The sequence below is a fragment of the Enterobacter cloacae complex sp. P2B genome (assembly GCF_014895985.1).
Lineage (GTDB): Bacteria > Pseudomonadota > Gammaproteobacteria > Enterobacterales > Enterobacteriaceae > Enterobacter > Enterobacter bugandensis.
The window spans coordinates 355669-380635 of the sequence record NZ_JADBQQ010000011.1 but is presented as its reverse complement, the minus strand read 5'-3'; the positions used below and the strand labels follow the sequence as shown (position 1 = coordinate 380635).

The following is a 24967-nucleotide window of genomic DNA, read 5'->3' as shown; positions in this document are numbered from 1 at the left end:
CACGATAGTCTTGGGCTTGCTGCGGGATAACCGAAATGATATTAGTAATTTCAACATTTCGTTAGATGAATGTGCTAAATAATAATCAATTGTTAAATTTTCGTGCAAAACTACGCGATGAGAATGCAGCGACGCGCCTGAAGAGAAAATCTTCCATATTAGTTTGAATTTAAAGTGTTTTTTAGGGTGCTCAACGTATGGAAGGGCTGGGCAGGACGATACGACCTGGGCCGTAAAAGAGAATTGCTTAACAAATTTGCAAAATGTATTGGCGCGTGTTTACGCCATTTGATACTTTCCGGCCTACTATTTTGCAGCCTAAAACAAGTAGATGAGAATTATTTTCATATAATCCTCTTCTCAGATATCCAGCACAGGTCTCAAACAGGGGAGGCCTGGCAAGAATCGACGCAAGACGGCCATACGAGCGGTCAGTAATAAAAAAGTCGGTGATAGCAAGCAGTAAAAAAAGAACCTGACAGCAGCAAAAAAAACTCCTGCGCTGTACAGGCCCCAACAGGGGATTAGACAGCTGGCGAAAGCCAGTAATTATAATGAGTGGAGTACCAACACAATGTCCATCATCACAAAAAAAAATCTGGTAGCGGCGGGGATTTTAACTGCGCTAATCGCGGGAAACGCTGCAATGGCTGCGGACGTTCCTGCAGGTGTTCAACTGGCGGAAAAACAGACGCTGGTGCGTAACAACGGTGCGGAAGTGCAGTCTCTCGATCCGCATAAAATTGAAGGCGTTCCTGAGTCAAACGTTAACCGCGACCTGTTCGAAGGTCTGCTGGTGACTGACGTAGACGGCCACCCGGCACCGGGTGTGGCAGAAAAGTGGGAAAATAAAGATTTCAAAGTCTGGACCTTCCATCTGCGTAAAGATGCCAAATGGTCCGACGGTACACCGGTTACCGCCGAAGATTTCGTGTATAGCTGGCAGCGCCTGGCGAATCCAAATACCGCCTCTCCATATGCGAGCTATCTGCAGTATGGTCACATCGCCAATATCGATGACATCATCGCCGGTAAAAAGCCGGTCACCGACCTGGGCGTGAAGGCGATCGATGCTAATACCTTTGAAGTGACGTTGAGCGAACCTGTTCCGTACTTCTATAAGCTGCTCGTTCACCCATCCGTCTCGCCGGTACCAAAATCCGCCGTGGAAAAATTTGGTGAAAAATGGACGCAGCCTGCCAATATCGTGACCAACGGCGCCTATAAGCTGAAAGACTGGGTGGTCAACGAACGTATGGTGCTGGAGCGTAACCCGCAGTACTGGGATAATGCGAAGACCGTGATTAATCAGGTCACCTACCTGCCAATCTCTTCCGAAGTGACCGACGTTAACCGCTACCGCAGCGGTGAAATCGACATGACCTATAACAACATGCCGATTGAACTGTTCCAGAAGCTGAAGAAAGAGATCCCGAAAGAAGTTCACGTCGATCCATATCTGTGCACCTATTATTACGAAATCAACAACCAGAAAGCACCATTCACCGACGTGCGCGTTCGTACCGCGCTGAAGCTGGCACTGGATCGCGATATCATCGTGAACAAAGTGAAAAACCAGGGCGATCTGCCGGCGTACAGCTACACGCCTCCGTATACCGATGGGATGAAACTGGTTGAGCCTGAGTGGTTCAAATGGTCGCAGGAAAAACGTAACGAAGAAGCGAAAAAACTGCTGGCTGAAGCAGGATACACCGCAGACAAGCCGCTGACGTTCAACCTGCTGTATAACACATCAGATCTGCATAAAAAACTGGCGATTGCCGTCGCGTCTATCTGGAAGAAAAACCTGGGCGTGAACGTTAAGCTGGAAAACCAGGAGTGGAAAACCTTCCTCGATACGCGTCATCAGGGGACCTTCGACGTGGCGCGTGCGGGCTGGTGTGCGGACTATAACGAACCGACATCATTCCTGAACACCATGCTCAGCGACAGTTCAAACAACACGGCGCACTATAAGAGCCCGGCGTTTGACAAGATCATCGCTGAAACCCTGAAAGTTTCTGACGATGCGCAGCGCGCAGAGCTGTACGCGAAATCAGAAGAACAGCTCGATAAAGACTCTGCAATTGTACCGGTTTACTACTACGTTAACGCCCGTCTGGTGAAACCGTGGGTAGGGGGTTATACCGGTAAAGACCCGTTGGATAATATTTCCGTTAAGAATCTTTATATTATCAAGCATTAATGGCAATACGTGGGGCGAGCCTGGCTTGCCCCACTGTGTCTACTTTGTAACATTCATCAGGCACACGCCAGAAGGTACGGGCAATGTTGAAATTTATCCTGCGTCGCTGTTTAGAAGCGATACCAACGTTATTTATTCTAATTACGATTTCCTTCTTTATGATGCGTCTCGCGCCGGGAAGTCCATTTACCGGTGAACGTACGTTGCCGCCAGAAGTCATGGCCAACATCGAAGCGAAGTATCACTTAAACGATCCCATCACCACCCAATACTTCAATTATCTGAAGCAGCTGGCGCACGGTGATTTTGGACCGTCATTTAAATATAAAGACTATTCCGTTAACGATCTGGTGGCCTCCAGCTTCCCGGTCTCGGCAAAACTGGGTGCTGCTGCATTCATTTTGGCCGTCGTTCTCGGGGTCACCGCAGGCGTTATCGCCGCGCTCAGACAAAATACCAAATGGGATTATGCCGTAATGGGGGTGGCAATGACTGGGGTAGTCATACCCAGCTTCGTTGTCGCGCCATTGCTGGTGATGATATTTGCCATCACGCTGAAATGGCTGCCCGGGGGCGGCTGGAACGGCGGGGCATTGAAGTTCATGATTTTGCCGATGGTGGCATTATCGCTGGCGTACATCGCCAGTATCGCGCGTATTACCCGTGGTTCTATGATCGAAGTGCTGCACTCTAACTTCATCCGCACCGCGCGCGCGAAAGGGCTGCCGATGCGCCGGATCATCTTCCGCCACGCGCTCAAGCCGGCGCTGCTGCCTGTGCTCTCCTATATGGGACCGGCATTCGTCGGCATCATTACGGGTTCAATGGTTATCGAAACAATTTACGGCCTGCCGGGTATTGGTCAACTGTTCGTAAACGGGGCACTTAACCGTGACTATTCGCTCGTTCTGAGCCTCACGATCCTCGTGGGCGCACTTACCATTCTCTTTAACGCCGTTGTCGATGTGCTTTATGCCGTTATCGACCCGAAAATTCGTTACTAACGCTGGAGCACGCCATGATGTTGAGTAAGAAAAACAGCGAGGCGCTGGAAAACTTCAGTGAAAAACTGGAAGTAGAAGGTCGTAGCCTCTGGCAGGACGCGCGCCGTCGCTTTATGCATAACCGTGCGGCGGTCGCCAGCCTGGTTGTGCTGGTGATCATCGCGCTGTTTGTCACCCTGGCGCCAATGCTGTCGCAATTTACCTATTTCGATACGGACTGGGGCATGATGTCCAGCGCGCCTGATATGGAGTCCGGCCACTATTTCGGTACCGATTCATCCGGCCGTGATTTGCTGGTGCGCGTGGCGATTGGTGGCCGTATTTCTCTGATGGTCGGTATCGCCGCCGCGCTGGTGGCGGTGATCGTGGGGACGCTTTACGGCGCGCTTTCCGGCTACCTTGGCGGCAAAGTAGACTCGGTGATGATGCGTCTCCTGGAAATCCTGAACTCCTTCCCGTTTATGTTCTTCGTGATTTTGCTGGTGACCTTCTTCGGCCAGAACATCCTGTTGATCTTCGTGGCCATCGGGATGGTTTCCTGGCTGGATATGGCGCGTATCGTGCGCGGCCAGACGCTGAGCCTCAAACGCAAAGAGTTTATCGAAGCGGCGCAGGTAGGCGGGGTATCAACCAGTAATATCGTGGTTCGTCATATCGTGCCTAACGTGCTGGGCGTGGTGGTGGTCTATGCCTCACTGCTGGTGCCAAGCATGATTCTGTTTGAATCCTTCCTCAGCTTCCTGGGGCTGGGCACGCAGGAGCCACTGAGCAGCTGGGGTGCGCTGCTGAGCGACGGCGCAAACTCGATGGAAGTTTCACCTTGGCTGCTGCTTTATCCGGCGGGTTTCCTGGTCGTTACCCTGTTTTGTTTTAACTTTATCGGCGATGGCCTGCGTGATGCCCTCGACCCGAAAGACCGTTAAGGAGCGCCGTCATGACAATTATTGAAACGGCCACCGCGCCACAGGCGCAGCAGCAGAGCAATCTTCTGCTGGATGTTAAAGACCTCCGCGTGACCTTTAAAACCCCGGACGGCGATGTTACTGCGGTCAACGATCTCAACTTTAACCTGAGCAAAGGGGAAACGCTGGGGATCGTGGGTGAATCCGGCTCCGGAAAATCCCAGACGGCATTTGCATTAATGGGCCTGCTAGCCGCTAACGGCGTGATTGGCGGTTCGGCGAAATTCAACGGTCGCGAAATTCTTAACCTGCCGGAGCTCGAGCTGAACAAGCTTCGCGCCGAACAGATCTCAATGATTTTCCAGGATCCGATGACCTCCCTGAACCCGTATATGCGCGTCGGTGAGCAGCTGATGGAAGTCCTGATGCTGCACAAAGGTCTGGGCAAAGCGGAAGCTTTTGAGGAATCCGTTAAAATGCTGGATGCGGTAAAAATGCCGGAAGCGCGCAAGCGCATGCGCATGTTCCCGCACGAGTTCTCTGGCGGTATGCGTCAGCGCGTGATGATTGCCATGGCGCTGCTGTGCCGGCCAAAACTGCTGATTGCCGATGAACCGACTACCGCGCTGGACGTCACCGTGCAGGCGCAAATCATGACCCTGCTGAACGAGCTTAAGCGTGAGTTCAACACGGCGATTATCATGATCACCCACGATCTGGGCGTGGTTGCCGGTATCTGTGACAAAGTGCTGGTGATGTACGCCGGGCGCACCATGGAATACGGCAAAGCGCGCGACGTGTTCTATCAGCCAGCCCATCCGTACTCGATTGGCCTGCTGAACGCGGTGCCGCGTCTTGATGCGGAAGGGGAGTCCCTGCTCACCATTCCGGGCAACCCGCCAAACCTGCTGCGACTGCCGAAAGGCTGTCCGTTCCAGCCGCGCTGCCCGCACGCGATGGAAATCTGTAACAGCGCGCCGCCGCTGGAAGAATTTGCCCCAGGCCGTCTGCGCGCCTGCTTTAAGCCGCAGGAGGAGCTGGTATGAACGCAGTAGATGAAAAACGCAACGTGCTGCTCGAAATCGCCGACCTCAAGGTGCATTTCGACATCAAAGACGGCAAGCAGTGGTTCTGGCAGCCGCCGAAGACCCTGAAAGCGGTAGATGGCGTCACCTTGCGTCTGTACGAGGGGGAAACCCTGGGCGTGGTGGGCGAATCCGGCTGCGGTAAATCCACCTTTGCGCGTGCAATTATCGGTCTGGTGAAAGCCACCGGCGGCAAAGTGGCCTGGCTGGGTAAAGATCTGCTGGGCATGAAGCCTGACGAGTGGCGCGACGTGCGCAGCGATATCCAGATGATTTTCCAGGATCCGCTGGCGTCATTAAACCCGCGTATGACCATCGGTGAGATTATCGCCGAACCGCTGCGCACCTATCATCCAAAGATGCCGCGTCAGGAAGTCCGCGACCGCGTGAAGGCGATGATGCTGAAAGTCGGGCTGTTGCCTAACCTCATCAACCGCTATCCGCACGAGTTCTCCGGCGGTCAGTGTCAGCGTATTGGTATTGCGCGCGCCCTGATCCTCGAACCGAAGCTAATTATCTGTGATGAGCCGGTTTCCGCGCTGGACGTCTCCATTCAGGCGCAGGTGGTTAACCTGCTGCAGAAGCTGCAGCGCGAAATGGGGCTGTCGCTGATCTTCATTGCGCACGACCTGGCGGTGGTAAAACACATCTCCGACCGCGTGCTGGTGATGTACCTGGGCCATGCCGTGGAACTGGGAACCTATGACGAGGTGTACCATAATCCGCTGCATCCTTATACCAAAGCGCTGATGTCGGCGGTGCCGATCCCCGATCCGGATCTGGAAAAGAATAAAACGATTCAGCTTCTGGAAGGGGAATTGCCGTCGCCGATCAATCCGCCGTCGGGCTGCGTGTTCCGCACGCGATGCCCGATGGCCGGGCCGGAATGCGCGAAAACGCGACCGGTGCTGGAGGGCAGTTTCCGACATGCGGTTTCCTGCCTGAAAGTAGACCCGCTATAATCGCAAGGGCTGACATGATGTCAGCCCTTATTTTTTTGCGAGGTTACCGTGTCGCGTTTATTCACTTCAGCCCGTCGGCAGCTCTATCATCTTTTATTCGATCCTGAAACGGTATCGGGACGCCGTTTTGAAGGTCTTTGTGCGCTGTTTGCGCTATTGAGCGTAGTGGTCATCTTTATTGAATCGGGTGTGGGGACGCAATATCACCTGACATTTGAGGAATGGCATGCGTTTGTCTGGCTGGAACTTATTATTACCCTGGTCTTTACCGCTGAGTATTTTCTGCGTGTTGTTTGCTGGCCCAACCCGGCAAAGTACGTCTTTAGCTTCTGGGGCTTTATTGATTTAGCGACGATCCTGCCGCTCTATGTGATGTGGCTGTGGCCGGAGATCAGCCTCAACTATGTTTTCGCCTGGCGAGCGATGCGCGTTATTCGGGTCTTGCGTATCCTGAAGTTACTGCGCTTTATGCCGTCGCTGCGCGTATTCTGGAGTGCGATCGTCAGCGCACGCCATCAGCTTATTCTGTTCTATTCGTTTATTGCCATCGTCATGATTGTTTTTGGCGCGCTGATGTATTTGATTGAAGGGCCGAAATATGGCTTCACGACGCTCAACGCGTCCGTCTACTGGGCGATAGTGACCGTTACGACCGTGGGGTATGGCGATATCACGCCCCATACGCCGCTGGGGCGGATTGTGGCATCCGTGCTGATTCTGATTGGGTATTCGGTAATTGCCATTCCGACGGGGCTTATTACCACGCACATGAGCAGCGCGTTCCAGAACCATAAACAGCGGCGCAAATGTCCGAACTGCCACCAGGTCGATCATGAATACAGCGCGCGGTTTTGCAACCGCTGCGGAAGCGCGTTAGCGGATTAAATAAAAAAGGCTGCTATCGCAGCCTTTTTTATTATTCGCGCCAGAGTATGTGGCACAGCTTGTGGTCTTTCTCTCGACACAGCAGGACGCGCGCAAAAATGTCGTTAATTTCACCGCCGTCTTCATCAGCCAGCCCAATAACCACTTCGGCAAAGAAGTCAGGGTTCAGGTCGAAATCTACATGTTCGGCCCAGTCCTCTGAAGGGTCGAACAATTCGGCACCGCCGCGCTCTTCGAACTGCAGATTAAAGAGGATCACGTCTGCGGGATCGAGGTTATCAACCGCCAGTTCGAGAAAAATGTCATAGGCCTGCTCGAGCGTTTCGTCTTCGGTCAGGCGATTGTTCAGATCCATTTCCATGATGACTACCTGTTTAACATCGTTGGGCACGTTTTACAGCAACGGACTAAAGAAGTAAAACAGTCGTTCAGCTATTCGCTGCCATAACGGACGTTTTACCCACAGCCTGGCATCCAGCAGCCGCGAACGGGAGATATAGTCATCCTGAACCGCCGCCAGGTCACCGCCAAAGCCGGCGTCATCAATCACCAGGGTGATTTCAAAGTTTAGCCACAGGCTGCGCATATCAAGGTTAACCGTGCCCACCAGGCTTAATTCGCCGTCGACCAGCACGCTCTTGGTGTGCAGGAGCCCGCCTTCAAACTGGTAAATTTTCACCCCGGCGGCAAGCAGTTCGCTAAAGAAGGCACGGCTGGCCCAGCCCACCAGAAGGGAATCATTTTTGCGTGGCAGAATGATACTGACATCGACGCCGCGCTGCGCTGCGGTACAAATCGCGTGCAGCAGATCATCGCTGGGGACAAAGTAGGGCGTCGTCATGATCAGATATTCACGCGCGGAGTAGGTTGCCGTCAGCAGCGCCTGGTGAATCAAATCCTCCGGGAAGCCCGGTCCGGAGGCGATAGTATGAATTGTATGACCGCTGGCCTCTTCAAACGGCATAATATTGCCATCCGGCGGTGGCGGCAGGATACGCTTGCCGGTTTCTATCTCCCAGTCGCAGGAGTAAACGATGCCCATCGAGGTGGCAATCGGCCCCTCCATTCGCGCCATCAGATCCACCCATTGCCCGACGCCGGAGTCCTGTTTAAAGAAGCGCGGGTCAACCATGTTCATACTGCCGGTGTAGGCAATATAGTTATCGATCATGATCATTTTACGGTGCTGGCGAAGGTCCATCCGGCGCAGAAACACGCGCAGGAGATTCACCTTCAGCGCCTCAACCACCTCGATACCGGCGTTACGCATCATGCCCGCCCAGGGGCTACGGAAGAATGCCACGCTGCCCGCGGAGTCCAGCATCAGACGGCAGTGGATCCCCCTGCGTGCGGCCGCCATCAGGGATTCAGCGACCTGGTCAGCCATGCCGCCGGGCTGCCAGATATAAAACACCATCTCAATATTATGGCGAGCCAGCTGAATATCGCGGATTAACGCCTGCATGACATCATCGGACGACGTCAGAAGCTGGAGCTGATTGCCCTTAACGCCGCCAATCCCCTGGCGACGCTCGCAGAGCTTAAACAGCGAGGAGGCGACGCTGCTGTTCTCCTCGGCAAAGATATGCTTACAGGCTTTGAGATCGTTAAGCCACTTCGCGGTGGAAGGCCACATTGCGCGCGCCCGCTCGGCACGGCGTTTACCAAGATGAAGCTCACCGAAAGAGAGATAGGCAATAATTCCCACCAGTGGGAGGATATAAATGATCAGAAGCCAGGCCATGGCAGAGGGTACGGCTCTGCGCTTCATCAGGATGCGTAACGTCACACCCGCGATTAACAGCCAGTATCCCAGAATGACCAGCCAACTCACCACGGTGTAGAAGGTTGTCATAGATAAAAAAATCCTTTTGAAAGCGTATTGTTATGAGTGTACGCATCAGGATTCATCTGGCAAATAAAAACGCCAGGTAAAAGCGCTGGTTTGCTGTCGGGTTGGGTTTATAATGGCGGCTCTGTTTGAGAAAGAGTTGTAGACATGAAGCGCAGTAGAACAGAAGTAGGGCGCTGGCGTATGTTGCGACAGGTGAGTCGTCGCAAGGCTCGTTGGCTGGAAGCACAATCCCGCCGCAATATGCGTATCCACGCCATCAGAAAATGTGGATTGACCCGGCACCGCAATGCGTTGCTGTTCGCAGTCCAGGATATCTGAAACCCATGAGGGCACCGCAAGGTGCCCGCTGATTATATTGTGTCTTATTTTGCGAATATCGTTATTGCGGCGATATTCCGGTTATTTTTAGCAAAAGGAGGGAGAGGTGTTTGCGGAGTTTGGTGTACTGAATTTCTGGACGTATGTTGTTGGCGCATTTTTTATCGTGCTGGTTCCCGGGCCAAACACCCTGTTTGTGCTGAAAACGGGGATCGGTCACGGTGTGAAAAAAGGGTATCTTGCCGCGACCGGCGTGTTTATTGGTGATGCGGTATTGATGTTCCTGGCCTGGGCGGGTGTTGCGGCATTGATCCAGACGACCCCCGTACTCTTTAATATCGTGCGCTATCTCGGGGCTTTCTATCTGCTGTGGTTGGGCGGAAAAATGCTCTGGTCGGTGATCACACGTCAGAATAACGCTCAAGAAAGCGGAACCGAGCCTGCCAGCACGATCTTGAAACGCTCCCTCGTCCTGAGCCTGACCAATCCAAAAGCGATTCTGTTCTACGTTTCGTTCTTTGTGCAGTTTATCGACGTGAATGCGCAAAATACCGGGACCTCTTTCCTGATCCTCGCTACCACGCTTGAGCTGATTAGCTTTATGTACATGAGCTTTCTGATCTTCTCTGGGGCGTTTGTTACGCGTTATCTGAAAACCAAAAAGAAGCTGGCAAAGCTGGGGAACGGGCTGATAGGGCTGCTGTTTGTCGGGTTTGCAGCGCGGTTAGCGTCACTGCATTGATGTGAAGAAAGGCTCCTGCGGGAGCCTTTTTACCTCAGAACACTTTCTTATACGGTCGCACCGTCACTTTTGCATACACACCCGCCGCAACGTATGGGTCTGCGTCAGCCCAGGCCTGCGCCGCTTCAAGAGACTCAAACTCAGCAATAACCGTGGAGCCAGAAAAACCGGCGGCTCCCGGGTCATTGCTGTCAACAGCAGGCATTGGACCCGCGGTCAGCAAACGGCCTTCGTCCTGGAGCAGCTGCAGGCGAGCCAGATGGGCAGGGCGAACAGAGAGACGTTTTTCGAGGGAATCAGCGATATCTTCAGAGTAAATCACGTAAAGCACGGTGAAGCTCCTTAAGCGTTATAAAGTGTCAGTTACGTTATGTGAAAGGGCAATTGACTGCAATGTAAAGATAAAAACAACATTAATACCCCGATCTGGATGCCCTTTTTTTGACCACTCCTGCGCTTAAATTGCGCCAGAACAAAGTGTCTTATTGAATATGATTGCTATTTGCATTTAAAATCAGGGTCCGGTTTTTTAACGTTGATGATTATGACTTCGATGACCCTTGATTTACCTCGCCGCTTTCCCTGGCCGACGCTGTTGTCCGTCGTGATTCACGGTGCCGTCGTGGCGGGTTTGCTCTACACCTCGGTTCATCAGGTTATTGAAATGCCCGCACCTGCCCAGCCGATCTCGGTAACCATGGTCTCGCCAGCGGATCTCGAACCGCCGCAGGTTGCGCCACCACCGCCACAGCCGGTTGCTGAGCCTGAACCGGAACCCGAGCCTGTACCGGAGCCACCGAAGGAGGCACCGGTGGTGATCCACAAACCTGAACCGAAGCCAAAACCTAAGCCGAAGCCAAAGCCGGTGAAGAAGGTCGAGGAGCGTCCTAAACGTGAAGAACGCCCGGTTGAACCGCGCGCGACCCAGCCGGTCGAGAATGCAGCGCCTTCGCGTCCGGTCATGAATAACAGCGCACCGGCGGCGAAGCCGACGGTTGCCGCACCAGCGGGCCCACGTGCGTTGAGCCGTAATCAGCCTCAGTATCCGGCGCGGGCTCAGGCCTTGCGTATTGAAGGTCGCGTACGGGTGAAATTTGACGTCACTGCGGATGGCCGCGTGGATAACGTGGAAATCCTGTCTGCGCAACCTTCTAATATGTTTGAGCGCGAAGTGAAGTCGGCGATGCGCAGATGGCGCTACGAACCCGGTAAACCGGGAAGCGGACTGATCGTGAACATTGTTTTCCGCCTGAACGGCGGGGCGCAGATGGAATAAAAAAAGCCTCCGAAAGGAGGCTTTTTTTTGCCTGCCATTCAGGCTGGCGGAAGCTGACGAGGTTTACCCTCGCTATCGACAGCGACATAAATAAACAGCGCTTCAGTTGCTTTATAGCGCTGTCCAATCGGTTCAGAAGAGACTTTCTTCACCCAGACTTCAATGTTGATGGAGATGGATGTATTGCCGCGCTTTACGCAGCGGGCGTAACAGCAAACCACATCACCTACCGCAACCGGGCGCAGGAAGGTCATTCCATCCACCCGCACGGTCACCACGCGTCCGTGAGCAATCTCTTTTGCCAGAATTGCGCCGCCCATATCCATCTGCGACATCAGCCAGCCGCCAAAAATATCGCCATTGGCATTGGTGTCAGCGGGCATTGCCAGTGTGCGTAAAACCAGTTCGCCCTGAGGGGCGTTATTTGTTGTCATTGTTTTAACTCATAACGGAAGACTTCAGGCGGGATGCTACTATGATTTCACAGCGGAGAGAATAGACCAGAACGCCTGTCGAACACGTTCTGGTCAGTCAGCAATCAGTGCTTGTCGTCCTGCGGCATGTGGCGATAGATATAAATGCCGCTTAGCAGGGTGAATATCAGCGTCAGGGCCGTCAGGCCGAAGACCTTGAAGTTGACCCAGATATTCTGTGGCAGCCAGAAAGCGATATAGATATTGGCAAGACCGCAAAGGATAAAGAACACGGCCCAGGCGATATTCAGGCGCGACCAGACTTCCTGAGGCAGCGTCAGCTCTTTGCCGAGCATGCGCTGGATCAGCGGCTTTTTCATCACCCACTGGCTGATGAGCAGCGCACCCGCAAACAGCGCGTAGATCACCGTAACTTTCCACTTGATAAATTCATCATTGTGGAAGAAGAGGGTTAGCCCACCGAATACGGCGACCAGGACGAACGTTACCAGCGCCATTTTCTCAACTTTACGGTAGCGAACCCAGCTGTAGATCAGCACAACCGCTGTCGCAATAATCAGCGCTGTGGTGGCAGCATAAATGTCATACAGTTTGTAAAACGCGAAAAAGACCACCAGCGGTAAAAAATCAAGAAACTGCTTCATTCTGTGATTCCATCTTCTTTGTTGAGCCGGGCCCTGTCATGCACCCGGCATCAGGGTTACTGACGAATTAACATATACAGGCGGAACAGATAGACAAGCAGCACCGCTGAAATCAGGTTGCTCAGTGTATTCGCGACCACCGCGCCAACGTTCGGGGTTAATACCGCAAAATTCGGTGCAAACAGGAGCAGGAGCGTTTTTGCCAGCAGCCAGGCAATGACTGCGGGAGCCACCAGACGCATATTAGCCCATGCGAGTCGGATGCTGCTGCGCATCGCGGTAAAAATTCCCATTTTATCCTGCACGATCATTACTGGGGCAAAAGCGAGCACAATAGCCAGTAACACGCCCGGCACCACAACCAGCATAATTCCCATCTGCACCAGCATGGTGGTTAAAAAGATCAGGATAAACAGCTTAGGTAAGACCGGCGCGCTGGCGCCAATCGCCCGCAAGGCGCTGACCCGGTGGCCCGCCGACACCAGTTGGATCATCAGCAAAACGCCGCCCGCCAGAATGGCGTTACCAATCAGGCCAGAAAACGTGGATGCGGCAGACGCCCGGAGCAGAATTTGTTGCTGCTCTGGCGTCATGTTTTGCACCAGTTCAAATAGCCCAACGCTTCCTGCAAGATGGTCGCCCTGGCTCAGGCTGGCAATCTGTTCTTCACTCGGTGAGAACGCATGACCCAGCACCACAGTGATAAAGGCGCAAAGCAACGCGATCAGTAAAAAGGTAATGAACTGATTGCGGAAAAAATTTCCCGTGTCACGGTAGACAGACTTCGCCGTGATAGACATGCACTCTCCTTGCGTATTGCAGGTGTTAATTAGCCGGCAATTGTACACCGGATGAACCTGCTGTGGCAGCATCAAGGCTTGTATGGAAAAGCATATCTTTGTAAAGCGGCGGTAATCCAAAGCGCGCGCGGGCGCGATTACAGGCTTCGTTGACCTGCCCATCTTCCCCCGACATGGCAAATTCCCGGCACGGGCTGGGGCGATCCTCATAGATCGCGCACCGGGTCGAAACCCCGGGCTCACCCTGCAGCGCGTCACAGCGGGCCTGCTTTTGATTGGTGCCGCGCATGCAGCGCAGAAAGGGGGTTAACGGCTCAGTAAGATGAACCGGAACGGTACCGCCGCCATCGCTGGCTTCAGCCCAATAGAAAGAGACTCGAAAATACGCACAACAGGCTCCGCACGTCATGCACGGGTTAACTTCACTCATAGCACACCTGCAAAAAAGAACGCATCAAATCAACTTGTGAGAGCGATAAATTATCCAGCCGACAGAGGAAGAGCAAGAGGGGGAAAAGAGAAAATTTTGTAACTGTGAAATGCCAAAAATTGACATAGAAACAACTTATTGCTTTTCAAAGCGCCACAAAAAATTAACCCAGATCAATGAATGTTAACTTACTGGTTTTAATGTGATCTGTGGCAGATCACTTATTACTCTTTTGTGAGTATATTCTCATCCGCGATTAAAACCACAACGATGGAGCGGATATGAAAAAATTAGCGGTGGCAGCCCTTGTATTAAGCAGTCTCTCTGGCGGCGCGTATGCGCATGAAGCAGGCGAATTCTTTATTCGTGCCGGTTCGGCTACGGTTCGCCCAACTGAAGGATCGGATAACGTGTTGGGTATGGGCGGTTTTAACGTCAGTAACAACACCCAGTTAGGTTTAACATTCACCTGGATGGCGACGGATAACGTTGGTGTTGAGCTTTTGGCGGCAACCCCGTTCCGTCACCGTGTCGGTCTTGGTGCGACCGGTGATATCGCCACGGTTCACCATTTACCGCCAACGCTGATGGCGCAATGGTACTTTGGCGATGCCAGCAGCAAGGTGCGTCCATATATTGGCGCGGGTGTGAACTACACCACCTTCTTCGATGAGAAATTCAACGATACCGGCAAAGAAGCAGGACTCTCAGATCTCAGCCTGAAAGACTCGTGGGGTATGGCTGGGCAGGTTGGTCTGGACTATCTGATTAACCGCGACTGGCTGATCAACGCCTCGGTCTGGTATATGGATATTGATACGGACGTACGCTTCAAGGCGGGCGGCGAGCAGCAAAGCATCAATACGCGTCTGGATCCGTGGGTGTTCATGTTCTCTGCGGGTTATCGTTTCTGATCCCCGTCAAACTGGCCACAGGGTGGCCAGTTTGCTTTGCTCGCTTCAAAACGACGGATAAACCGGCCGCTCGTCAAGCTTTACGCAGTGCCTCAGGATCTTTTCCCCATCATATAAATAGCTGAAAGCGTCGCTGGACAGGGAATGGAAGAGAATATCACCGTTGGCAAACGGGATAATTTCGGTATCACCCACACGTTTATGACCCGCGCCGGTTTCAAAATGACCGCGCCATCGTTCCTGAGTATGGTCATAGACGTGCAGAATAACGTCGACAAGTCCTCTTTCCGGGCAATTAAGTCGCAGGAAGGTCGAAGAAAAATTCAGGGACAGCGCGTGGAAGGGAATCAATAAGGCGAAAACCAGTAAAGCTCGTAAATACATCAAACCGCGAAAACCTCCTTCAAAAGGGAAATGAGATTTTACTTAAGTCAAAAATCGCGTTTTTGCCGTGGATCAACATGACTTATAATTCAATACGATAAAGGCCCCTTGCGAGGCCCTTAGCGATCATTTTTGAATCAGATAGCGAATGGTTGGGCCATCCTGCTGGATATCCAGCACCGTATAACCGTGGTTTTTTGCATCCAGCGGAATGTTGTTGATGGATTGCGGACAATCGCTCACCACCTCCAGAATTTCACCTTTTTCCAGCTGCGGCAGTGCCTCAAGCGTGGCAACCGCCGGATACGGGCAGGGTTCACCGACCATATCCAGACGATAGTCGGGGACGATCTCTTTCATGCAGCGTTCTCCTGCGTTTCAGTTTTGACGACGGCACGGCGGAAGAAGCGTTTCTCCTGTGCGACAACCAGTAAAAAAGCGACCAGCAGCAGGGCATAAGTCACCAGCAGGCCGCCGAGAGGGCCGAAAGCGCTCAGCAGGTTAACCTTGTCCCAGTTTGTGGCAAGCACCGGGGACACGTCGTCCCAGAAGTATGCGAGGAGTGTGGATCCAAGGACATTCCCAAGCCCGACCCACCAGTAGTGCACCTGTCCCTCAACCGCGCGGTACATCCAGCCGGTTTCACACCCGCCCGCCAGCACAATCCCGAAGCCAAACAGCAGACCGCCAATCACCGCGTTCGGGCCAGCCCACATGATCTTCGGTTCAACACCGAGCTGAACATAGCTGAAGATGCCGATAGCGCTCACCGCCATGCCGGCAATGATTGCCTTCGCCATCATCGTCCTTCCGGTGATCCACATATCGCGAAACGCAGAGGTAAAGCAGATCTGCGCGCGTTCGATCAGCAGGCCAAAGCCGACGCCGAACAACATCGCCAGGCCAAGCTTCGGCTGATTCATCGCCGTGCAAATGGCCCATGCGATCATAGCAAAAAAGACCAGCATACCCAGGCGGAAACGGCGCTTTGCCTGCTCCGGTTTTTGGGTTAGCGGGGACGCCGCGCTGACTTTTGTCATTTTCACCGGAATGCGGAACAGCGGCAGAAGGGTGAATTTTGCTCCGAAGTAAGAGCCAATCGCCGTGGCCACGGCAAAAAACCAGGCATGAAGGGAGAACTGCGGAATCCCCGTAAAGAACGCGGCCAGATTACAGCCCATCGCCAGGCGGGCGCCAAACCCGGCAATCATACCCCCGACTACCGCCTGCATGATGCGAACGCGGCTTTTGGGCATGCGCAGCTTAACGTTGTTTGCCCACAGCGCCGCAGCGAAACAGCCGCCGAACATGCCGATAATCATCATTCCGTCGATGCGGGTAAGCGGGGTGCCGTCCAGGTGAATAAGTTTGAAGTATCCCCACTCTTCGGTGTGCACGCCTGCGAGCTGCAGCAGTTGCCCACCCCAGCGGGTGAATTCACCGGTGACGGCCCAGAAGGTGCCGGTAATGCCGAAATAATAAGTAGAGAGAATGCCTGCCGCGATGACGGCCGGAACAGGTGACCAGAACTTAACCAGGTAAGTCTGTTTGAAGGATTGCCATGACATGAATAAGCCTCTGAACTCAGAAGGATTAGTGCTAAAAAGAGTCCAGATCATACGCTTACGCGAAAGTTTGAAAAGCTATTCACACCGAAAATATCGACGGGATCAATTTTGACGTAATCCTTTGGAGAGGATGGAGAAGGAGGAGTAACCGTCTGGCAGGGTTGCCAGACGGTGGAGGGATTATGCTTTACGCGTCGCTGCTTTCATTGCGGTCACGAACGCTTTCAATTCGCTCAGCATCTGCTCGGGCTTGTCCACGTTCTTTTCGATGATCTTCACAATCGCAGAGCCGGAAATGGCACCCGCTGCCTTCGCCTCAATTGCCGCGGTGACCTGATCCGGAGAGGAGATCCCGAAGCCCTGCAGCGGCGGCGCGGCATGGTACTCGGCCAGCTTTTCCACCAGATGATGCAGCGGCAGGGCCGCTTTATTCTCGGCGCCAGTCACGCCCGCGCGGGAAAGCAGATAGGTATACCCGCGTCCGTAAGAGGCTATCTGGCGCAGCAGTTCATCGTCCGCGTTAGGCGGGCAGATGAAAATAGGGGCGACATTGTGACGCATCGCAGCCTGGCGGAACGGCGCGGACTCTTCCACGGGCACGTCTGCTACCAGGACCGAGTCGACACCCACGCGCGCGCATTCTGTATAGAACTCGTCAACACCACGGTTGAACACCAGGTTGGCGTACATCAGCAGACCAATCGGAATGGTCGGGTGCTTCTGGCGGATCGCCGCCAGCATTTCAAAGCACTGGGTTGGGGTCACGCCTGCCGCAAAGGCGCGCAGGGTGGCGTTCTGGATGGTCGGGCCATCCGCCAGCGGATCGGAGAACGGAATACCCAGCTCCAACGCGTCGGCGCCGGCTTCAATCAGGGCGTCGATAATCTTCAGAGACTGCTCAGGGCCGGGGTCGCCCAGCGTAACGAAGGGGACGAACGCGCCTTCCTGGCGGGATTTCAGTTCAGCAAATACGTTATCGTAGCGTTCCATCAGATTTCCCCTCGTGCTTTCAAAATATCGTGAACGGTGAAGATATCTTTGTCACCGCGACCGGAAAGGTTCACCACCAGCAGTTGCTCTTTTTCCGGGTTCTCTTTCATCATTTTCAGCGCGTGCGCCAGCGCGTGAGAAGACTCCAGCGCCGGGATGATCCCTTCGCTGCGGCACAGCGTTTTGAAGGCTTCCAGCGCTTCGTCATCGGTAATGGAGACATAGTCCGCGCGCCCCGTGCTGTTCAGGAACGCGTGCTGTGGCCCAACGGACGGGAAGTCCAGTCCGGCAGAAATTGAGTAAGACTCTTCAATCTGCCCTTCATCGGTCTGCATCATCGGGGCTTTCATGCCGAAGTAGATCCCCACGCGGCCATGCTTCAGCGGCGCGCCGTGCTCGCCGGTTTCAATCCCATGACCGGCAGGCTCGACGCCAATCAGCCCCACGCGGGTTTCGTCGATAAAATCGGCAAACATGCCGATGGCGTTAGACCCGCCGCCGACGCAGGCAATGACTGCATCCGGCAGACGACCCTCTTTTTCAAGGATCTGCGCTTTGGTCTCTTCACCAATCATGCGCTGGAATTCGCGCACGATGGTCGGGAACGGGTGAGGACCTGCCGCGGTGCCGAGCATATAGTGCGCGGTTTCGTAGCTGCCGGACCAGTCGCGCAGCGCTTCGTTACAGGCATCTTTCAGCGTCGCAGAACCGCTGTGCACCGGGATCACTTCCGCACCCATCAGGCGCATACGGAACACGTTCGGCGACTGACGCTCAACGTCTTTAGCACCCATATAGATGCGGCACTTCAGGCCGAGCAGGGCGCTGGCGAGCGCAGAAGCCACGCCGTGCTGGCCTGCGCCAGTTTCGGCGATGATTTCGGTTTTACCCATACGCTTCGCGAGCAGCGCCTGGCCCAGCACCTGGTTAGTTTTATGCGCGCCGCCGTGCAGCAGGTCTTCACGCTTAAGATACAGCGTGGTTTTGGTGCCTTCGGTCAGGTTGCGGCATTTGGTCAGCGCGGTTGGACGCCCGGCGTAGTTTTTCAGCAGGTCGGTAAACTCCGCCTGAAACGCCGGATCTTTCTGCGCGCTCACGAACGCTTCTTCCAGCTGGCGCAGCGCGGGCATCAGGATTTGCGGAACGTACATCCCGCCGAATTCACCAAAATACGGGTTAAGTAATGTCGTCATCTTCTCTTCCTTAATATGCACGCAGAGTTTTAAACACCGAGGCCAGCTTGCTGGCATCTTTGATACCCGGTTGCGACTCTACGCCTGAATTGAAATCGAGGCCTGCGCAGCCGGTTTTCGCGGCTTCCACACAGTTATCCGGGCTTAGTCCGCCCGCCAGCAGGACGTTGTCCAGCTTTTCGCCGTTCAGCAGCGACCAGTCAAAACGTTGTCCGGTGCCGCCCTGGCCGTTGTCGAGCACGTATTTGTCAACGTGGTGAAGATTACGTGCGGGCAGGGTGGTGCCCACGCTTTGTGCTTTCCAGATTTGAACCTGCGGTGCCAGCGCGTCGCGCAGGGCATTGATATACGCCTGATCTTCATCGCCATGAAGCTGAACGGCACTCAGGGATAACGCGTCGGCTTTTGCCACAACGTCCGCGACATCCGCATTGCGGAACACGCCAACATAGCTCAGCGGGGCCGCCGCGATTACCTTGCGGGCCTGTTCCTCATTGACTGCTCGAGGAGAGGTGTCGACGAAGATTAAACCGCCATATATTGCTCCTGCCTCATACGCGGCCAGCGCATCCTGTTCGCGGGTCAGGCCGCAGACTTTGTTTTCACCCAGCAGCACGCGACGCACCGCCGCATTGAGGTCGTCATGTTCCATCATGGCGGAGCCAATCAGGAAACCGTTGGCGAAGTGGCTCAGCTCGCGCACCTGGGCGTAGCTGTTAATGCCGGACTCGCTGATCACCGTGACGCCCGCACCCAGACGTGGCGCCAGCTGGCGGGTGCGGTTCAGGTCAATCGACAAGTCGCGAAGATCGCGGTTGTTGATGCCGACCACTTTGGCTTCCAGCGCGATGGCGCGCTCAAGCTCTTCTTCGTTACTCACTTCGGTCAGCACGCCCATTTTCAGGCTGTGCGCCACGGCAGCAAGCTGCCGATACTGTTCGTCGTCCAGTACCGAGAGCATCAGCAGGCAGGCATCGGCCTGGTAGAAACGTGCCAGCCAGATCTGATACGGGTCGATAATAAAGTCTTTGCACAGGATCGGCTGCGGTGCGATGCCGCTGACGATCGGCAGAAAATCGAAGCTGCCCTGGAAATATTTCTCATCCGTCAGCACGGAGATTGCCGACGCATGATGCTTATAAATACCGGCGATACGCGCCGGGTCGAAATCGTCACGAATAACACCTTTTGAGGGAGAGGCCTTTTTGCACTCCAGAATAAAGGCGGTACGTGCACCCTGCAGGGCGTCATAGAAACGACGGCTGCTTGGGACGACGTCATTCTGGAAACTGGCAAGCGGCTGCTCTGCTTTGCGTGCTTCCACCCAGATGGCCTTATCGGCAACGATTTTCGCTAAAACGGTCTGCATTCTTTACCCTCTTGCCGCAAGTGCGGTAACGCGATCGTAAGCTGCACCGGAGCGCAGTACATCCAGAACTTTTTGAGCATTGGCCTTCAGGTCTTCCTCACCGTGCAAACGCATCAGCATGGCGACGTTGGCAGCCACGGCGGCCTCATGAGCGGCCTCACCTTTACCTTGTAGTAAGCGCGTCAGAATGTCACGGTTTTCTTCCGGCGTACCGCCTGCCAGCGCTTCCTGATGGTACGGCGTTAAGCCGAAATCAGATGCCTCAAGCTGATAGCTGAGTACTTCACCATCGTTAAGCTCGGCCACCAGCGTCGGCGCATGCAGCGAAACTTCATCCATTCCGCCGCTGTGCACCACGGCGGCGCGTTTGTAACCCAGCACGCGCAGCGTCTCGGCAATCGGCAGGACCAGCTCAGGGCTGTAAACGCCAATTAATGCCAGCGGCGGATGGGCCGGGTTGATCAGCGGGCCGAGCACGTTAAACAGCGTGCGGGTTTTAAGCTGCTGGCGAACCGGCATCGCGTGGCGGAAACCGGTGTGATATTTCGGCGCAAACAGGAAGCAAACGCCCAAATCGTCCAGCGCTTCACGCGAACGCTCGGCATTCATCTCCAGATTGATGCCAAACGCGGCCAGCAGATCGGACGAGCCTGAACGGCTGGAGACGCTGCGGTTACCGTGCTTGGCCACCTTCAGGCCGCAGGCCGCCCCCACAAAGGCGCTGGCGGTCGAAATATTGATGCTGTTGCTGCCGTCGCCACCGGTCCCGACGATATCCGCAAACTGATAGTCCGGACGCGGGAACGGGGCGGCATTTTCCAGCAGCGCGGTTGCCGCACCGGCGATCTCCTGCGGGCTTTCGCCGCGCACTTTCATGCTCACCAGCGCCGCCGCCAGCTGCTCAGGCTTCAGCTCGCCGCGCACCACGGCGGAAAAAAGCTGGTGGCTCTCCTGTTGGCTCAGGGTCTGTGCCTGATACAGTTTTTCCAGAATCGGCTGCAGGGTGTTGGTCTGCTCCAGCTTCTGTAACGCCCAGTCAAGGGTCTGCTCCAGCAGGCGGGCGCCATTGGAGGTCAAAATAGATTCCGGGTGGAACTGCATCCCGCAGACGCGATCCGCATCGTGGCGTACCGCCATCACCATCCCTTCAAACGAGGCGTTGATGGTCAGCCCGGCCGGAATGTTGCTGCCGACCAGCGAATGATAGCGCGCGACCGGGAGCGGATTCGGCAGCCCGGCAAACATTGCCTGGCCGTCATGTTCAATGCTGGAGGCTTTACCGTGCAGGATCTCGCCCGCCTGGCCGACGTAACCGCCGTAAGCTTCCACGATTGCCTGGTGACCAAGGCAGATACCGATAATCGGCAGCTTGCCGCGCATGCGGGTCAGCAGTTCGGGCATACAGCCCGCTTCGCTCGGCGCGCCCGGCCCCGGGGAGAGCATCAGCACCGGGTTTTGCATGGTCGCCAGACGGTCAATCAGGGTCTGAGCAGGAACGTGGTTGCGGTAGATAACGACGTTGTGACCATTCGCACGCAGCTGATCTGCCAGGTTGTAGGTAAAGGAGTCGATGTTATCGAGCAGCAGAATGTCAGCCATCAGAAAATCTCCTGTGCGTGGTGTGCGGTAGCGATGGCGCGCAATACCGCGCGTGCTTTATTGCGGGTTTCGTCAGCTTCAGACTGCGGAACAGAGTCAAGAACAATCCCGGCGCCGGCCTGAACGGTGGCAATACCGTCTTCGACGTAGGCGGAGCGGATCACGATGCAGGTATCAAGGTCGCCGTGTGCGGTGAAGTAACCTACCGCGCCGCCGTAGCTTCCGCGCCGACGTCCTTCCGCTTCGGCGATAAGCTGCATGGCACGCACCTTCGGCGCGCCGCTCAGGGTGCCCATATTCATGCAGGCACGGTAGGCGTGCAGCACGTCGAGGTCGCTGCGCAGTTCACCCACCACGCGGGAGACCAGGTGCATCACGAAGGAGTAACGGTCAACTTTGGTCAGGTCTGCCACGTAGCGGCTGCCCGGCGTGCAAATTCGCGCCAGATCGTTTCGCGCCAGGTCGACCAGCATCAGGTGTTCGGACAGCTCTTTGTGGTCAGTACGCATTTCCAGTTCGATGCGGCTGTCGAGATCGCGGTCCAGGGAGCCATCGGCACGACGGCCGCGTGGACGGGTGCCCGCAATCGGGTAGATCTCAATCTGTCGGCTGGTGGCGTCGTACTTCAGGGAGCTTTCCGGCGACGCGCCAAACAGCGTGAAATCATTGTCCTGCATAAAGAACATGTACGGGCTTGGGTTGCTCTTTTTCAGCACATCGTAAGCCGCCAGCGGCGACGGGCAGGGCAGTGAGAAGCGACGGGACGGCACCACCTGGAAAATTTCCCCGGCGCGAATCGCTTTTTGCATCTGACGTACCACCGCGCCGTATTGATCGTCGGTCTGACTTAATTCGCAGGTCATCTCCTCAATGCGCTGTACCGGCAGCGCAGGCGGCGCTTCCGTCATCTGCTGCCGGAGCTGAGCGATGCGATGCTCAAGGCGGTTTTTCTCAAACGCAGAGGGCGTGAACAGGCTTGCCTGGATGCGGGTATATTTTTTTTGATGGTCGATCACCAACAGGGTTTCGGCCAGGTAGAAACAGTAGTCCGGGCAGCGGTTGCCCTGCTCGGTTTCCGGCAAATCTTCAAAACCGGCGACCAGGTCGTAAGCAAACAGCCCGCCGAAGAACATTGCTTCGCGCTCATCTTCCGGCACGGTGACAAGATTTTGCAGCAGGCGGAAGGCATCGAACACGGACAGCGAGCAGAGGCGCGCGTCTTCGTCGAGCAGCTGGCTTACCGGCGGGAAATGCAGAATTCGCAGGTCCGGGTGACGTTCATTGTCGATGCCCGCGGGCAGAGCCGCATCCAGCAGTGGCAGCAGCGATGCGCCATTATCAGAGAGCGCCTTAATGGTGACGGTGTCACCTAACGCGGTAATGCGCAGCGCGCTGTCGACCAGCAGCAGGCTTTTCAAATCGTCCTTGCTGTCGATATCCGCAGACTCCAGCAGCAGCGTCGCCGGACGCGCGCCGCACACCTGATGAAACAGCGCGGTCGGGTTGTGGCGATAGACCGCCTCGCAGGTCAACAGTTCGAGATGAGGTTTGGCTGTTTGCATGTTGTGATTCTCATTTATTCTGTTCAAAAAAAAGCCCGCTGGGTAGCGGGCGGGTATCTGTTTGCATTTCGCAGATGCGTGACACTGCCCGAAGATCAGGAAGTGCGCCACCAACCGTGCAGAGTGAAATGTGCTGTCATTTTCAGATACCTTTCTCGTGTGAACTTGCGTACTAGTTAACTAGTTCGGTGGCGTATTGTCAACCCTTGATTTCAGAATTTCACATTAAGTCGGTATCATGGCGTTTTCGGATGTCTCCAACCTGTTATGGGAAGTGCTTTGAGCGATACCACCTACGCGATTGTTTATGATTTACACAGCCATACTCAGGCCTCTGATGGCCTGCTGACACCCGAAGCCCTGGTTCATCGCGCGGTTGAAATGCGTGTCGGCACGCTGGCGATAACCGATCACGATACCACCGACGCCATTCCGGCAGCGCGCGCCGAGATTGCCCGCAGCGGGCTGGCGCTGAATCTGGTGCCCGGCGTCGAGATATCGACCGTCTGGGAAAACCATGAGATTCATATCGTTGGCCTGAACATTGATATAGAACATCCGGCACTTCTTGCCTTTTTGCAAGAACAAAAAACGCGCCGCAACCAGCGCGCGGAGATGATCGGCGAGCGTCTGGAGAAGGCGCATATTCCGGGCGCGCTGGAAGGTGCGCAAAAGCTGGCGAACGGCGGGGCGGTCACCCGCGGTCATTTCGCCCGCTTTCTGGTTGAAGCGGGCAAAGCGACGACCATGGCGGATGTCTTTAAAAAGTATCTGGCGCGCGGGAAAACCGGATACGTTCCGCCACAGTGGTGTACAATAAAACAAGCTATTGATGTCATTCATCATTCTGGCGGTAAGGCCGTGCTGGCCCATCCGGGGCGGTATAATCTTTCTGCTAAATGGCTGAAACGGCTGCTGGCGCACTTTGCCGAATGCGGTGGCGAGGCGATGGAAGTCGCCCAGTGTCAGCAGGCGCCCAACGAGCGCGCGCAGCTCGCGACTTACGCCCGCCAGTTTGGCCTGCTAGGGTCACAGGGCTCTGATTTCCACCAGCCCTGCGCGTGGATCGAACTGGGACGCAAGCTCTGGCTACCCGCTGGCGTTGAGCCGGTCTGGCAGCTCTGGGAGCAGCCGCAGCAAATTGAAGAGAGGGAAGTATGAGTCAGTTTTTCTATATCCATCCGGACAATCCGCAGCCACGTCTGATTAACCAGTCCGTGGAGATCGTCCGCAAAGGCGGCGTGATAGTCTACCCGACCGATTCCGGCTACGCGCTGGGCTGTAAAATTGAAGATAAAGGGGCGATGGAGCGAATATGTCGCATCCGTCAGCTGCCGGACGGCCATAACTTTACCCTGATGTGCCGCGATCTCTCTGAGCTGTCGACCTATGCGTATGTCGACAACGTGGCGTTTCGCCTGATCAAGAACAATACGCCGGGTAACTACACCTTCATTCTGAAAGGGACGAAGGAGGTGCCGCGTCGCCTGCTGCAGGAAAAGCGTAAGACTATCGGCATGCGCGTGCCGTCGAACCCGATTGCCCAGGCGCTGCTGGAAACTCTCGGCGAACCGATGCTCTCTACCTCGCTGATGCTGCCGGGCAGCGAGTTTACCGAGTCCGATCCGGAAGAGATCAAGGATCGTCTGGAGAAGGTGGTCGAGCTGATTATTCACGGCGGCTATCTCGGCCAGCAGCCAACCACCGTGGTAGATCTCACCGAAGATGCGCCAGAAGTCATTCGTGAAGGCGTGGGTGATGTTAAGCCTTTCTTGTAAAGGTGTAAGCAGATATACTACGCGGCCATCAAAGCAGGGCTCGGCTCTGCTTTTGACCTGATTCGAC

The 24967-nt window shown here is 55.0% G+C and carries 28 protein-coding genes and 1 other annotated feature; of the genes, 13 read left to right on the top strand and 15 right to left on the bottom strand.

Going from position 1 to position 24967, the window contains the following annotated elements; all coding sequences use genetic code 11:
• The first annotated feature begins 574 nt into the window (after positions 1–574).
• The 6 genes from oppA (at position 575) to IM313_RS11890 (ending at position 7044) form a co-directional block, all read left to right on the top strand.
• Entirely contained in the window at positions 575–2206 is a 1632-nt protein-coding gene (gene oppA, locus IM313_RS11915) for an oligopeptide ABC transporter substrate-binding protein OppA (protein WP_028013430.1), read from the top strand.
• Positions 2207–2289: 83 nt separating this feature from the next.
• Complete coding sequence (oppB, locus tag IM313_RS11910) at positions 2290–3210, top strand: oligopeptide ABC transporter permease OppB (protein ID WP_028013429.1); 921 nt, start codon at positions 2290–2292, stop codon at positions 3208–3210.
• A gap of 14 nt (positions 3211–3224) precedes the next feature.
• Positions 3225–4133: an oligopeptide ABC transporter permease OppC gene (gene oppC, locus IM313_RS11905; RefSeq protein WP_028013428.1), complete on the top strand. Its 909-nt coding sequence runs from the start codon at positions 3225–3227 to the stop codon at positions 4131–4133.
• An 11-nt stretch (positions 4134–4144) separates the two neighbouring features.
• Positions 4145–5158 (top strand): ABC transporter ATP-binding protein, encoded by a 1014-nt coding sequence (locus IM313_RS11900; RefSeq protein ID WP_028013427.1) that lies wholly within the window; start codon positions 4145–4147, stop codon positions 5156–5158.
• Complete coding sequence (gene oppF, locus IM313_RS11895; RefSeq protein ID WP_041909608.1) at positions 5155–6159, top strand: murein tripeptide/oligopeptide ABC transporter ATP-binding protein OppF; 1005 nt, start codon at positions 5155–5157, stop codon at positions 6157–6159. Before IM313_RS11900 ends, oppF begins: the two co-directional genes overlap by 4 nt.
• Positions 6160–6207: 48 nt before the next feature.
• On the top strand, positions 6208–7044 hold the full coding sequence (locus tag IM313_RS11890) for an ion transporter (RefSeq protein ID WP_192971174.1): 837 nt from the start codon (positions 6208–6210) through the stop codon (positions 7042–7044).
• A 31-nt stretch (positions 7045–7075) separates the two neighbouring features.
• Here IM313_RS11890 and IM313_RS11885 read toward each other — a convergent pair whose 3' ends face one another.
• The gene (locus IM313_RS11885) at positions 7076–7405 is read right to left on the bottom strand and encodes an HI1450 family dsDNA-mimic protein (protein WP_006810881.1); all 330 of its coding nucleotides are present in this window, start codon (positions 7403–7405) and stop codon (positions 7076–7078) included.
• A gap of 33 nt (positions 7406–7438) precedes the next feature.
• Positions 7439–8899: a cardiolipin synthase gene (gene cls / locus IM313_RS11880; RefSeq protein WP_008502791.1), complete on the bottom strand. Its 1461-nt coding sequence runs from the start codon at positions 8897–8899 to the stop codon at positions 7439–7441.
• 144 nt (positions 8900–9043) lie between these two features.
• On the opposite strand from cls, the gene IM313_RS11875 reads away from it, so the two are divergent.
• The gene (locus IM313_RS11875) at positions 9044–9217 is read left to right on the top strand and encodes a YciY family protein (protein ID WP_086379783.1); all 174 of its coding nucleotides are present in this window, start codon (positions 9044–9046) and stop codon (positions 9215–9217) included.
• A gap of 106 nt (positions 9218–9323) precedes the next feature.
• Positions 9324–9959, top strand: a complete 636-nt coding sequence (gene leuE / locus IM313_RS11870; protein ID WP_192971173.1) for a leucine efflux protein LeuE — start codon at positions 9324–9326, stop codon at positions 9957–9959.
• 34 nt (positions 9960–9993) lie between these two features.
• Here the strand turns inward: leuE and IM313_RS11865 are convergent, their stop codons facing one another.
• A complete protein-coding gene (locus tag IM313_RS11865; RefSeq protein ID WP_028013422.1) occupies positions 9994–10290 on the bottom strand; it encodes a YciI family protein in 297 nt (98 codons plus the stop codon).
• Positions 10291–10512: 222 nt separating this feature from the next.
• Between IM313_RS11865 and tonB the strand changes: the two genes are divergently transcribed.
• Positions 10513–11235 (top strand): TonB system transport protein TonB, encoded by a 723-nt coding sequence (tonB, locus tag IM313_RS11860; protein WP_028013421.1) that lies wholly within the window; start codon positions 10513–10515, stop codon positions 11233–11235.
• 38 nt (positions 11236–11273) lie between these two features.
• Here the strand turns inward: tonB and yciA are convergent, their stop codons facing one another.
• The 4 genes from yciA to IM313_RS11840 form a co-directional block, all read right to left on the bottom strand.
• Positions 11274–11669: an acyl-CoA thioester hydrolase YciA gene (yciA, locus tag IM313_RS11855; RefSeq protein ID WP_028013420.1), complete on the bottom strand. Its 396-nt coding sequence runs from the start codon at positions 11667–11669 to the stop codon at positions 11274–11276.
• Positions 11670–11773: 104 nt separating this feature from the next.
• Complete coding sequence (locus tag IM313_RS11850; RefSeq protein ID WP_028013419.1) at positions 11774–12313, bottom strand: septation protein A; 540 nt, start codon at positions 12311–12313, stop codon at positions 11774–11776.
• Between the two features lie 56 nt (positions 12314–12369).
• Positions 12370–13113 carry a YciC family protein gene (locus IM313_RS11845; RefSeq protein WP_028013418.1) on the bottom strand — a complete coding sequence of 248 codons (744 nt, stop codon included), beginning with the start codon at positions 13111–13113 and terminating at the stop codon, positions 12370–12372.
• A gap of 25 nt (positions 13114–13138) precedes the next feature.
• A complete protein-coding gene (locus IM313_RS11840; protein ID WP_059357684.1) occupies positions 13139–13543 on the bottom strand; it encodes a YkgJ family cysteine cluster protein in 405 nt (134 codons plus the stop codon).
• 281 nt (positions 13544–13824) lie between these two features.
• Between IM313_RS11840 and ompW the strand changes: the two genes are divergently transcribed.
• Positions 13825–14457 (top strand): outer membrane protein OmpW, encoded by a 633-nt coding sequence (gene ompW / locus IM313_RS11835; protein WP_045260668.1) that lies wholly within the window; start codon positions 13825–13827, stop codon positions 14455–14457.
• A gap of 144 nt (positions 14458–14601) precedes the next feature.
• Entirely contained in the window at positions 14602–14811 is a 210-nt protein-coding gene (locus IM313_RS11830) for a hypothetical protein (protein ID WP_192971172.1), read from the top strand.
• Positions 14812–14967: 156 nt separating this feature from the next.
• Here IM313_RS11830 and yedF read toward each other — a convergent pair whose 3' ends face one another.
• The 8 genes from yedF to trpL all read right to left on the bottom strand — a co-directional run bounded on the left by yedF (position 14968) and on the right by trpL (position 23262).
• Positions 14968–15201 (bottom strand): sulfurtransferase-like selenium metabolism protein YedF, encoded by a 234-nt coding sequence (yedF, locus tag IM313_RS11825; RefSeq protein ID WP_045260667.1) that lies wholly within the window; start codon positions 15199–15201, stop codon positions 14968–14970.
• Positions 15198–16409 carry a selenium metabolism membrane protein YedE/FdhT gene (gene yedE / locus IM313_RS11820; protein ID WP_048960531.1) on the bottom strand — a complete coding sequence of 404 codons (1212 nt, stop codon included), beginning with the start codon at positions 16407–16409 and terminating at the stop codon, positions 15198–15200. The genes yedF and yedE overlap by 4 nt, the downstream gene beginning before the upstream one ends.
• A 180-nt stretch (positions 16410–16589) precedes the next feature.
• Complete coding sequence (gene trpA / locus IM313_RS11815) at positions 16590–17399, bottom strand: tryptophan synthase subunit alpha (protein WP_192971171.1); 810 nt, start codon at positions 17397–17399, stop codon at positions 16590–16592.
• The gene (gene trpB / locus IM313_RS11810) at positions 17399–18592 is read right to left on the bottom strand and encodes a tryptophan synthase subunit beta (RefSeq protein ID WP_028013413.1); all 1194 of its coding nucleotides are present in this window, start codon (positions 18590–18592) and stop codon (positions 17399–17401) included. The genes trpA and trpB overlap by 1 nt, the downstream gene beginning before the upstream one ends.
• 10 nt (positions 18593–18602) lie before the next feature.
• On the bottom strand, positions 18603–19961 hold the full coding sequence (trpCF, locus tag IM313_RS11805) for a bifunctional indole-3-glycerol-phosphate synthase TrpC/phosphoribosylanthranilate isomerase TrpF (protein WP_041909630.1): 1359 nt from the start codon (positions 19959–19961) through the stop codon (positions 18603–18605).
• A gap of 3 nt (positions 19962–19964) precedes the next feature.
• The gene (gene trpD / locus IM313_RS11800; protein WP_192971170.1) at positions 19965–21560 is read right to left on the bottom strand and encodes a bifunctional anthranilate synthase glutamate amidotransferase component TrpG/anthranilate phosphoribosyltransferase TrpD; all 1596 of its coding nucleotides are present in this window, start codon (positions 21558–21560) and stop codon (positions 19965–19967) included.
• A complete protein-coding gene (locus tag IM313_RS11795) occupies positions 21560–23122 on the bottom strand; it encodes an anthranilate synthase component 1 (RefSeq protein ID WP_192971169.1) in 1563 nt (520 codons plus the stop codon). Before IM313_RS11795 ends, trpD begins: the two co-directional genes overlap by 1 nt.
• 25 nt (positions 23123–23147) lie before the next feature.
• Positions 23148–23241: a sequence feature (Trp leader region), on the bottom strand.
• Positions 23218–23262 (bottom strand): trp operon leader peptide, encoded by a 45-nt coding sequence (trpL, locus tag IM313_RS22780; protein WP_106993556.1) that lies wholly within the window; start codon positions 23260–23262, stop codon positions 23218–23220. It overlaps the preceding feature by 24 nt.
• Before the next feature lie 139 nt (positions 23263–23401).
• On the opposite strand from trpL, the gene rnm reads away from it, so the two are divergent.
• Both rnm and IM313_RS11780 read left to right on the top strand, forming a co-directional pair.
• Positions 23402–24283, top strand: coding sequence for an RNase AM (gene rnm, locus IM313_RS11785; RefSeq protein WP_192971168.1), 882 nt, complete (start codon positions 23402–23404; stop codon positions 24281–24283).
• Positions 24280–24900, top strand: a complete 621-nt coding sequence (locus IM313_RS11780) for an L-threonylcarbamoyladenylate synthase (protein ID WP_049121933.1) — start codon at positions 24280–24282, stop codon at positions 24898–24900. Before rnm ends, IM313_RS11780 begins: the two co-directional genes overlap by 4 nt.
• Positions 24901–24967 lie beyond the last annotated feature (67 nt).

What these genes read in the sequence shown, in the direction of transcription:
- trpCF (WP_041909630.1), bottom strand. Translation starts at nt 19,961, where the DNA reads ATGCAGACCGTTTTAGCGAAAATCGTTGCCGATAAGGCCATCTGGGTG.
- oppF (WP_041909608.1), top strand. Translation starts at nt 5,155, where the DNA reads ATGAACGCAGTAGATGAAAAACGCAACGTGCTGCTCGAAATCGCCGAC.
- yedF (WP_045260667.1), bottom strand. Translation starts at nt 15,201, where the DNA reads ATGAAAGAGATCGTCCCCGACTATCGTCTGGATATGGTCGGTGAACCC.
- IM313_RS11840 (WP_059357684.1), bottom strand. Translation starts at nt 13,543, where the DNA reads ATGAGTGAAGTTAACCCGTGCATGACGTGCGGAGCCTGTTGTGCGTAT.
- IM313_RS11830 (WP_192971172.1), top strand. Translation starts at nt 14,602, where the DNA reads ATGGAAGAGAATATCACCGTTGGCAAACGGGATAATTTCGGTATCACC.
- yciA (WP_028013420.1), bottom strand. Translation starts at nt 11,669, where the DNA reads ATGACAACAAATAACGCCCCTCAGGGCGAACTGGTTTTACGCACACTG.
- trpD (WP_192971170.1), bottom strand. Translation starts at nt 21,560, where the DNA reads ATGGCTGACATTCTGCTGCTCGATAACATCGACTCCTTTACCTACAAC.
- ompW (WP_045260668.1), top strand. Translation starts at nt 13,825, where the DNA reads ATGAAAAAATTAGCGGTGGCAGCCCTTGTATTAAGCAGTCTCTCTGGC.
- IM313_RS11845 (WP_028013418.1), bottom strand. Translation starts at nt 13,113, where the DNA reads ATGTCTATCACGGCGAAGTCTGTCTACCGTGACACGGGAAATTTTTTC.
- oppB (WP_028013429.1), top strand. Translation starts at nt 2,290, where the DNA reads ATGTTGAAATTTATCCTGCGTCGCTGTTTAGAAGCGATACCAACGTTA.
- IM313_RS11885 (WP_006810881.1), bottom strand. Translation starts at nt 7,405, where the DNA reads ATGGAAATGGATCTGAACAATCGCCTGACCGAAGACGAAACGCTCGAG.
- IM313_RS11780 (WP_049121933.1), top strand. Translation starts at nt 24,280, where the DNA reads ATGAGTCAGTTTTTCTATATCCATCCGGACAATCCGCAGCCACGTCTG.
- tonB (WP_028013421.1), top strand. Translation starts at nt 10,513, where the DNA reads ATGACCCTTGATTTACCTCGCCGCTTTCCCTGGCCGACGCTGTTGTCC.
- IM313_RS11850 (WP_028013419.1), bottom strand. Translation starts at nt 12,313, where the DNA reads ATGAAGCAGTTTCTTGATTTTTTACCGCTGGTGGTCTTTTTCGCGTTT.
- oppA (WP_028013430.1), top strand. Translation starts at nt 575, where the DNA reads ATGTCCATCATCACAAAAAAAAATCTGGTAGCGGCGGGGATTTTAACT.
- trpA (WP_192971171.1), bottom strand. Translation starts at nt 17,399, where the DNA reads ATGGAACGCTACGATAACGTATTTGCTGAACTGAAATCCCGCCAGGAA.
- IM313_RS11795 (WP_192971169.1), bottom strand. Translation starts at nt 23,122, where the DNA reads ATGCAAACAGCCAAACCTCATCTCGAACTGTTGACCTGCGAGGCGGTC.
- IM313_RS11875 (WP_086379783.1), top strand. Translation starts at nt 9,044, where the DNA reads ATGAAGCGCAGTAGAACAGAAGTAGGGCGCTGGCGTATGTTGCGACAG.
- cls (WP_008502791.1), bottom strand. Translation starts at nt 8,899, where the DNA reads ATGACAACCTTCTACACCGTGGTGAGTTGGCTGGTCATTCTGGGATAC.
- yedE (WP_048960531.1), bottom strand. Translation starts at nt 16,409, where the DNA reads ATGTCATGGCAATCCTTCAAACAGACTTACCTGGTTAAGTTCTGGTCA.
- IM313_RS11900 (WP_028013427.1), top strand. Translation starts at nt 4,145, where the DNA reads ATGACAATTATTGAAACGGCCACCGCGCCACAGGCGCAGCAGCAGAGC.
- oppC (WP_028013428.1), top strand. Translation starts at nt 3,225, where the DNA reads ATGATGTTGAGTAAGAAAAACAGCGAGGCGCTGGAAAACTTCAGTGAA.
- trpB (WP_028013413.1), bottom strand. Translation starts at nt 18,592, where the DNA reads ATGACGACATTACTTAACCCGTATTTTGGTGAATTCGGCGGGATGTAC.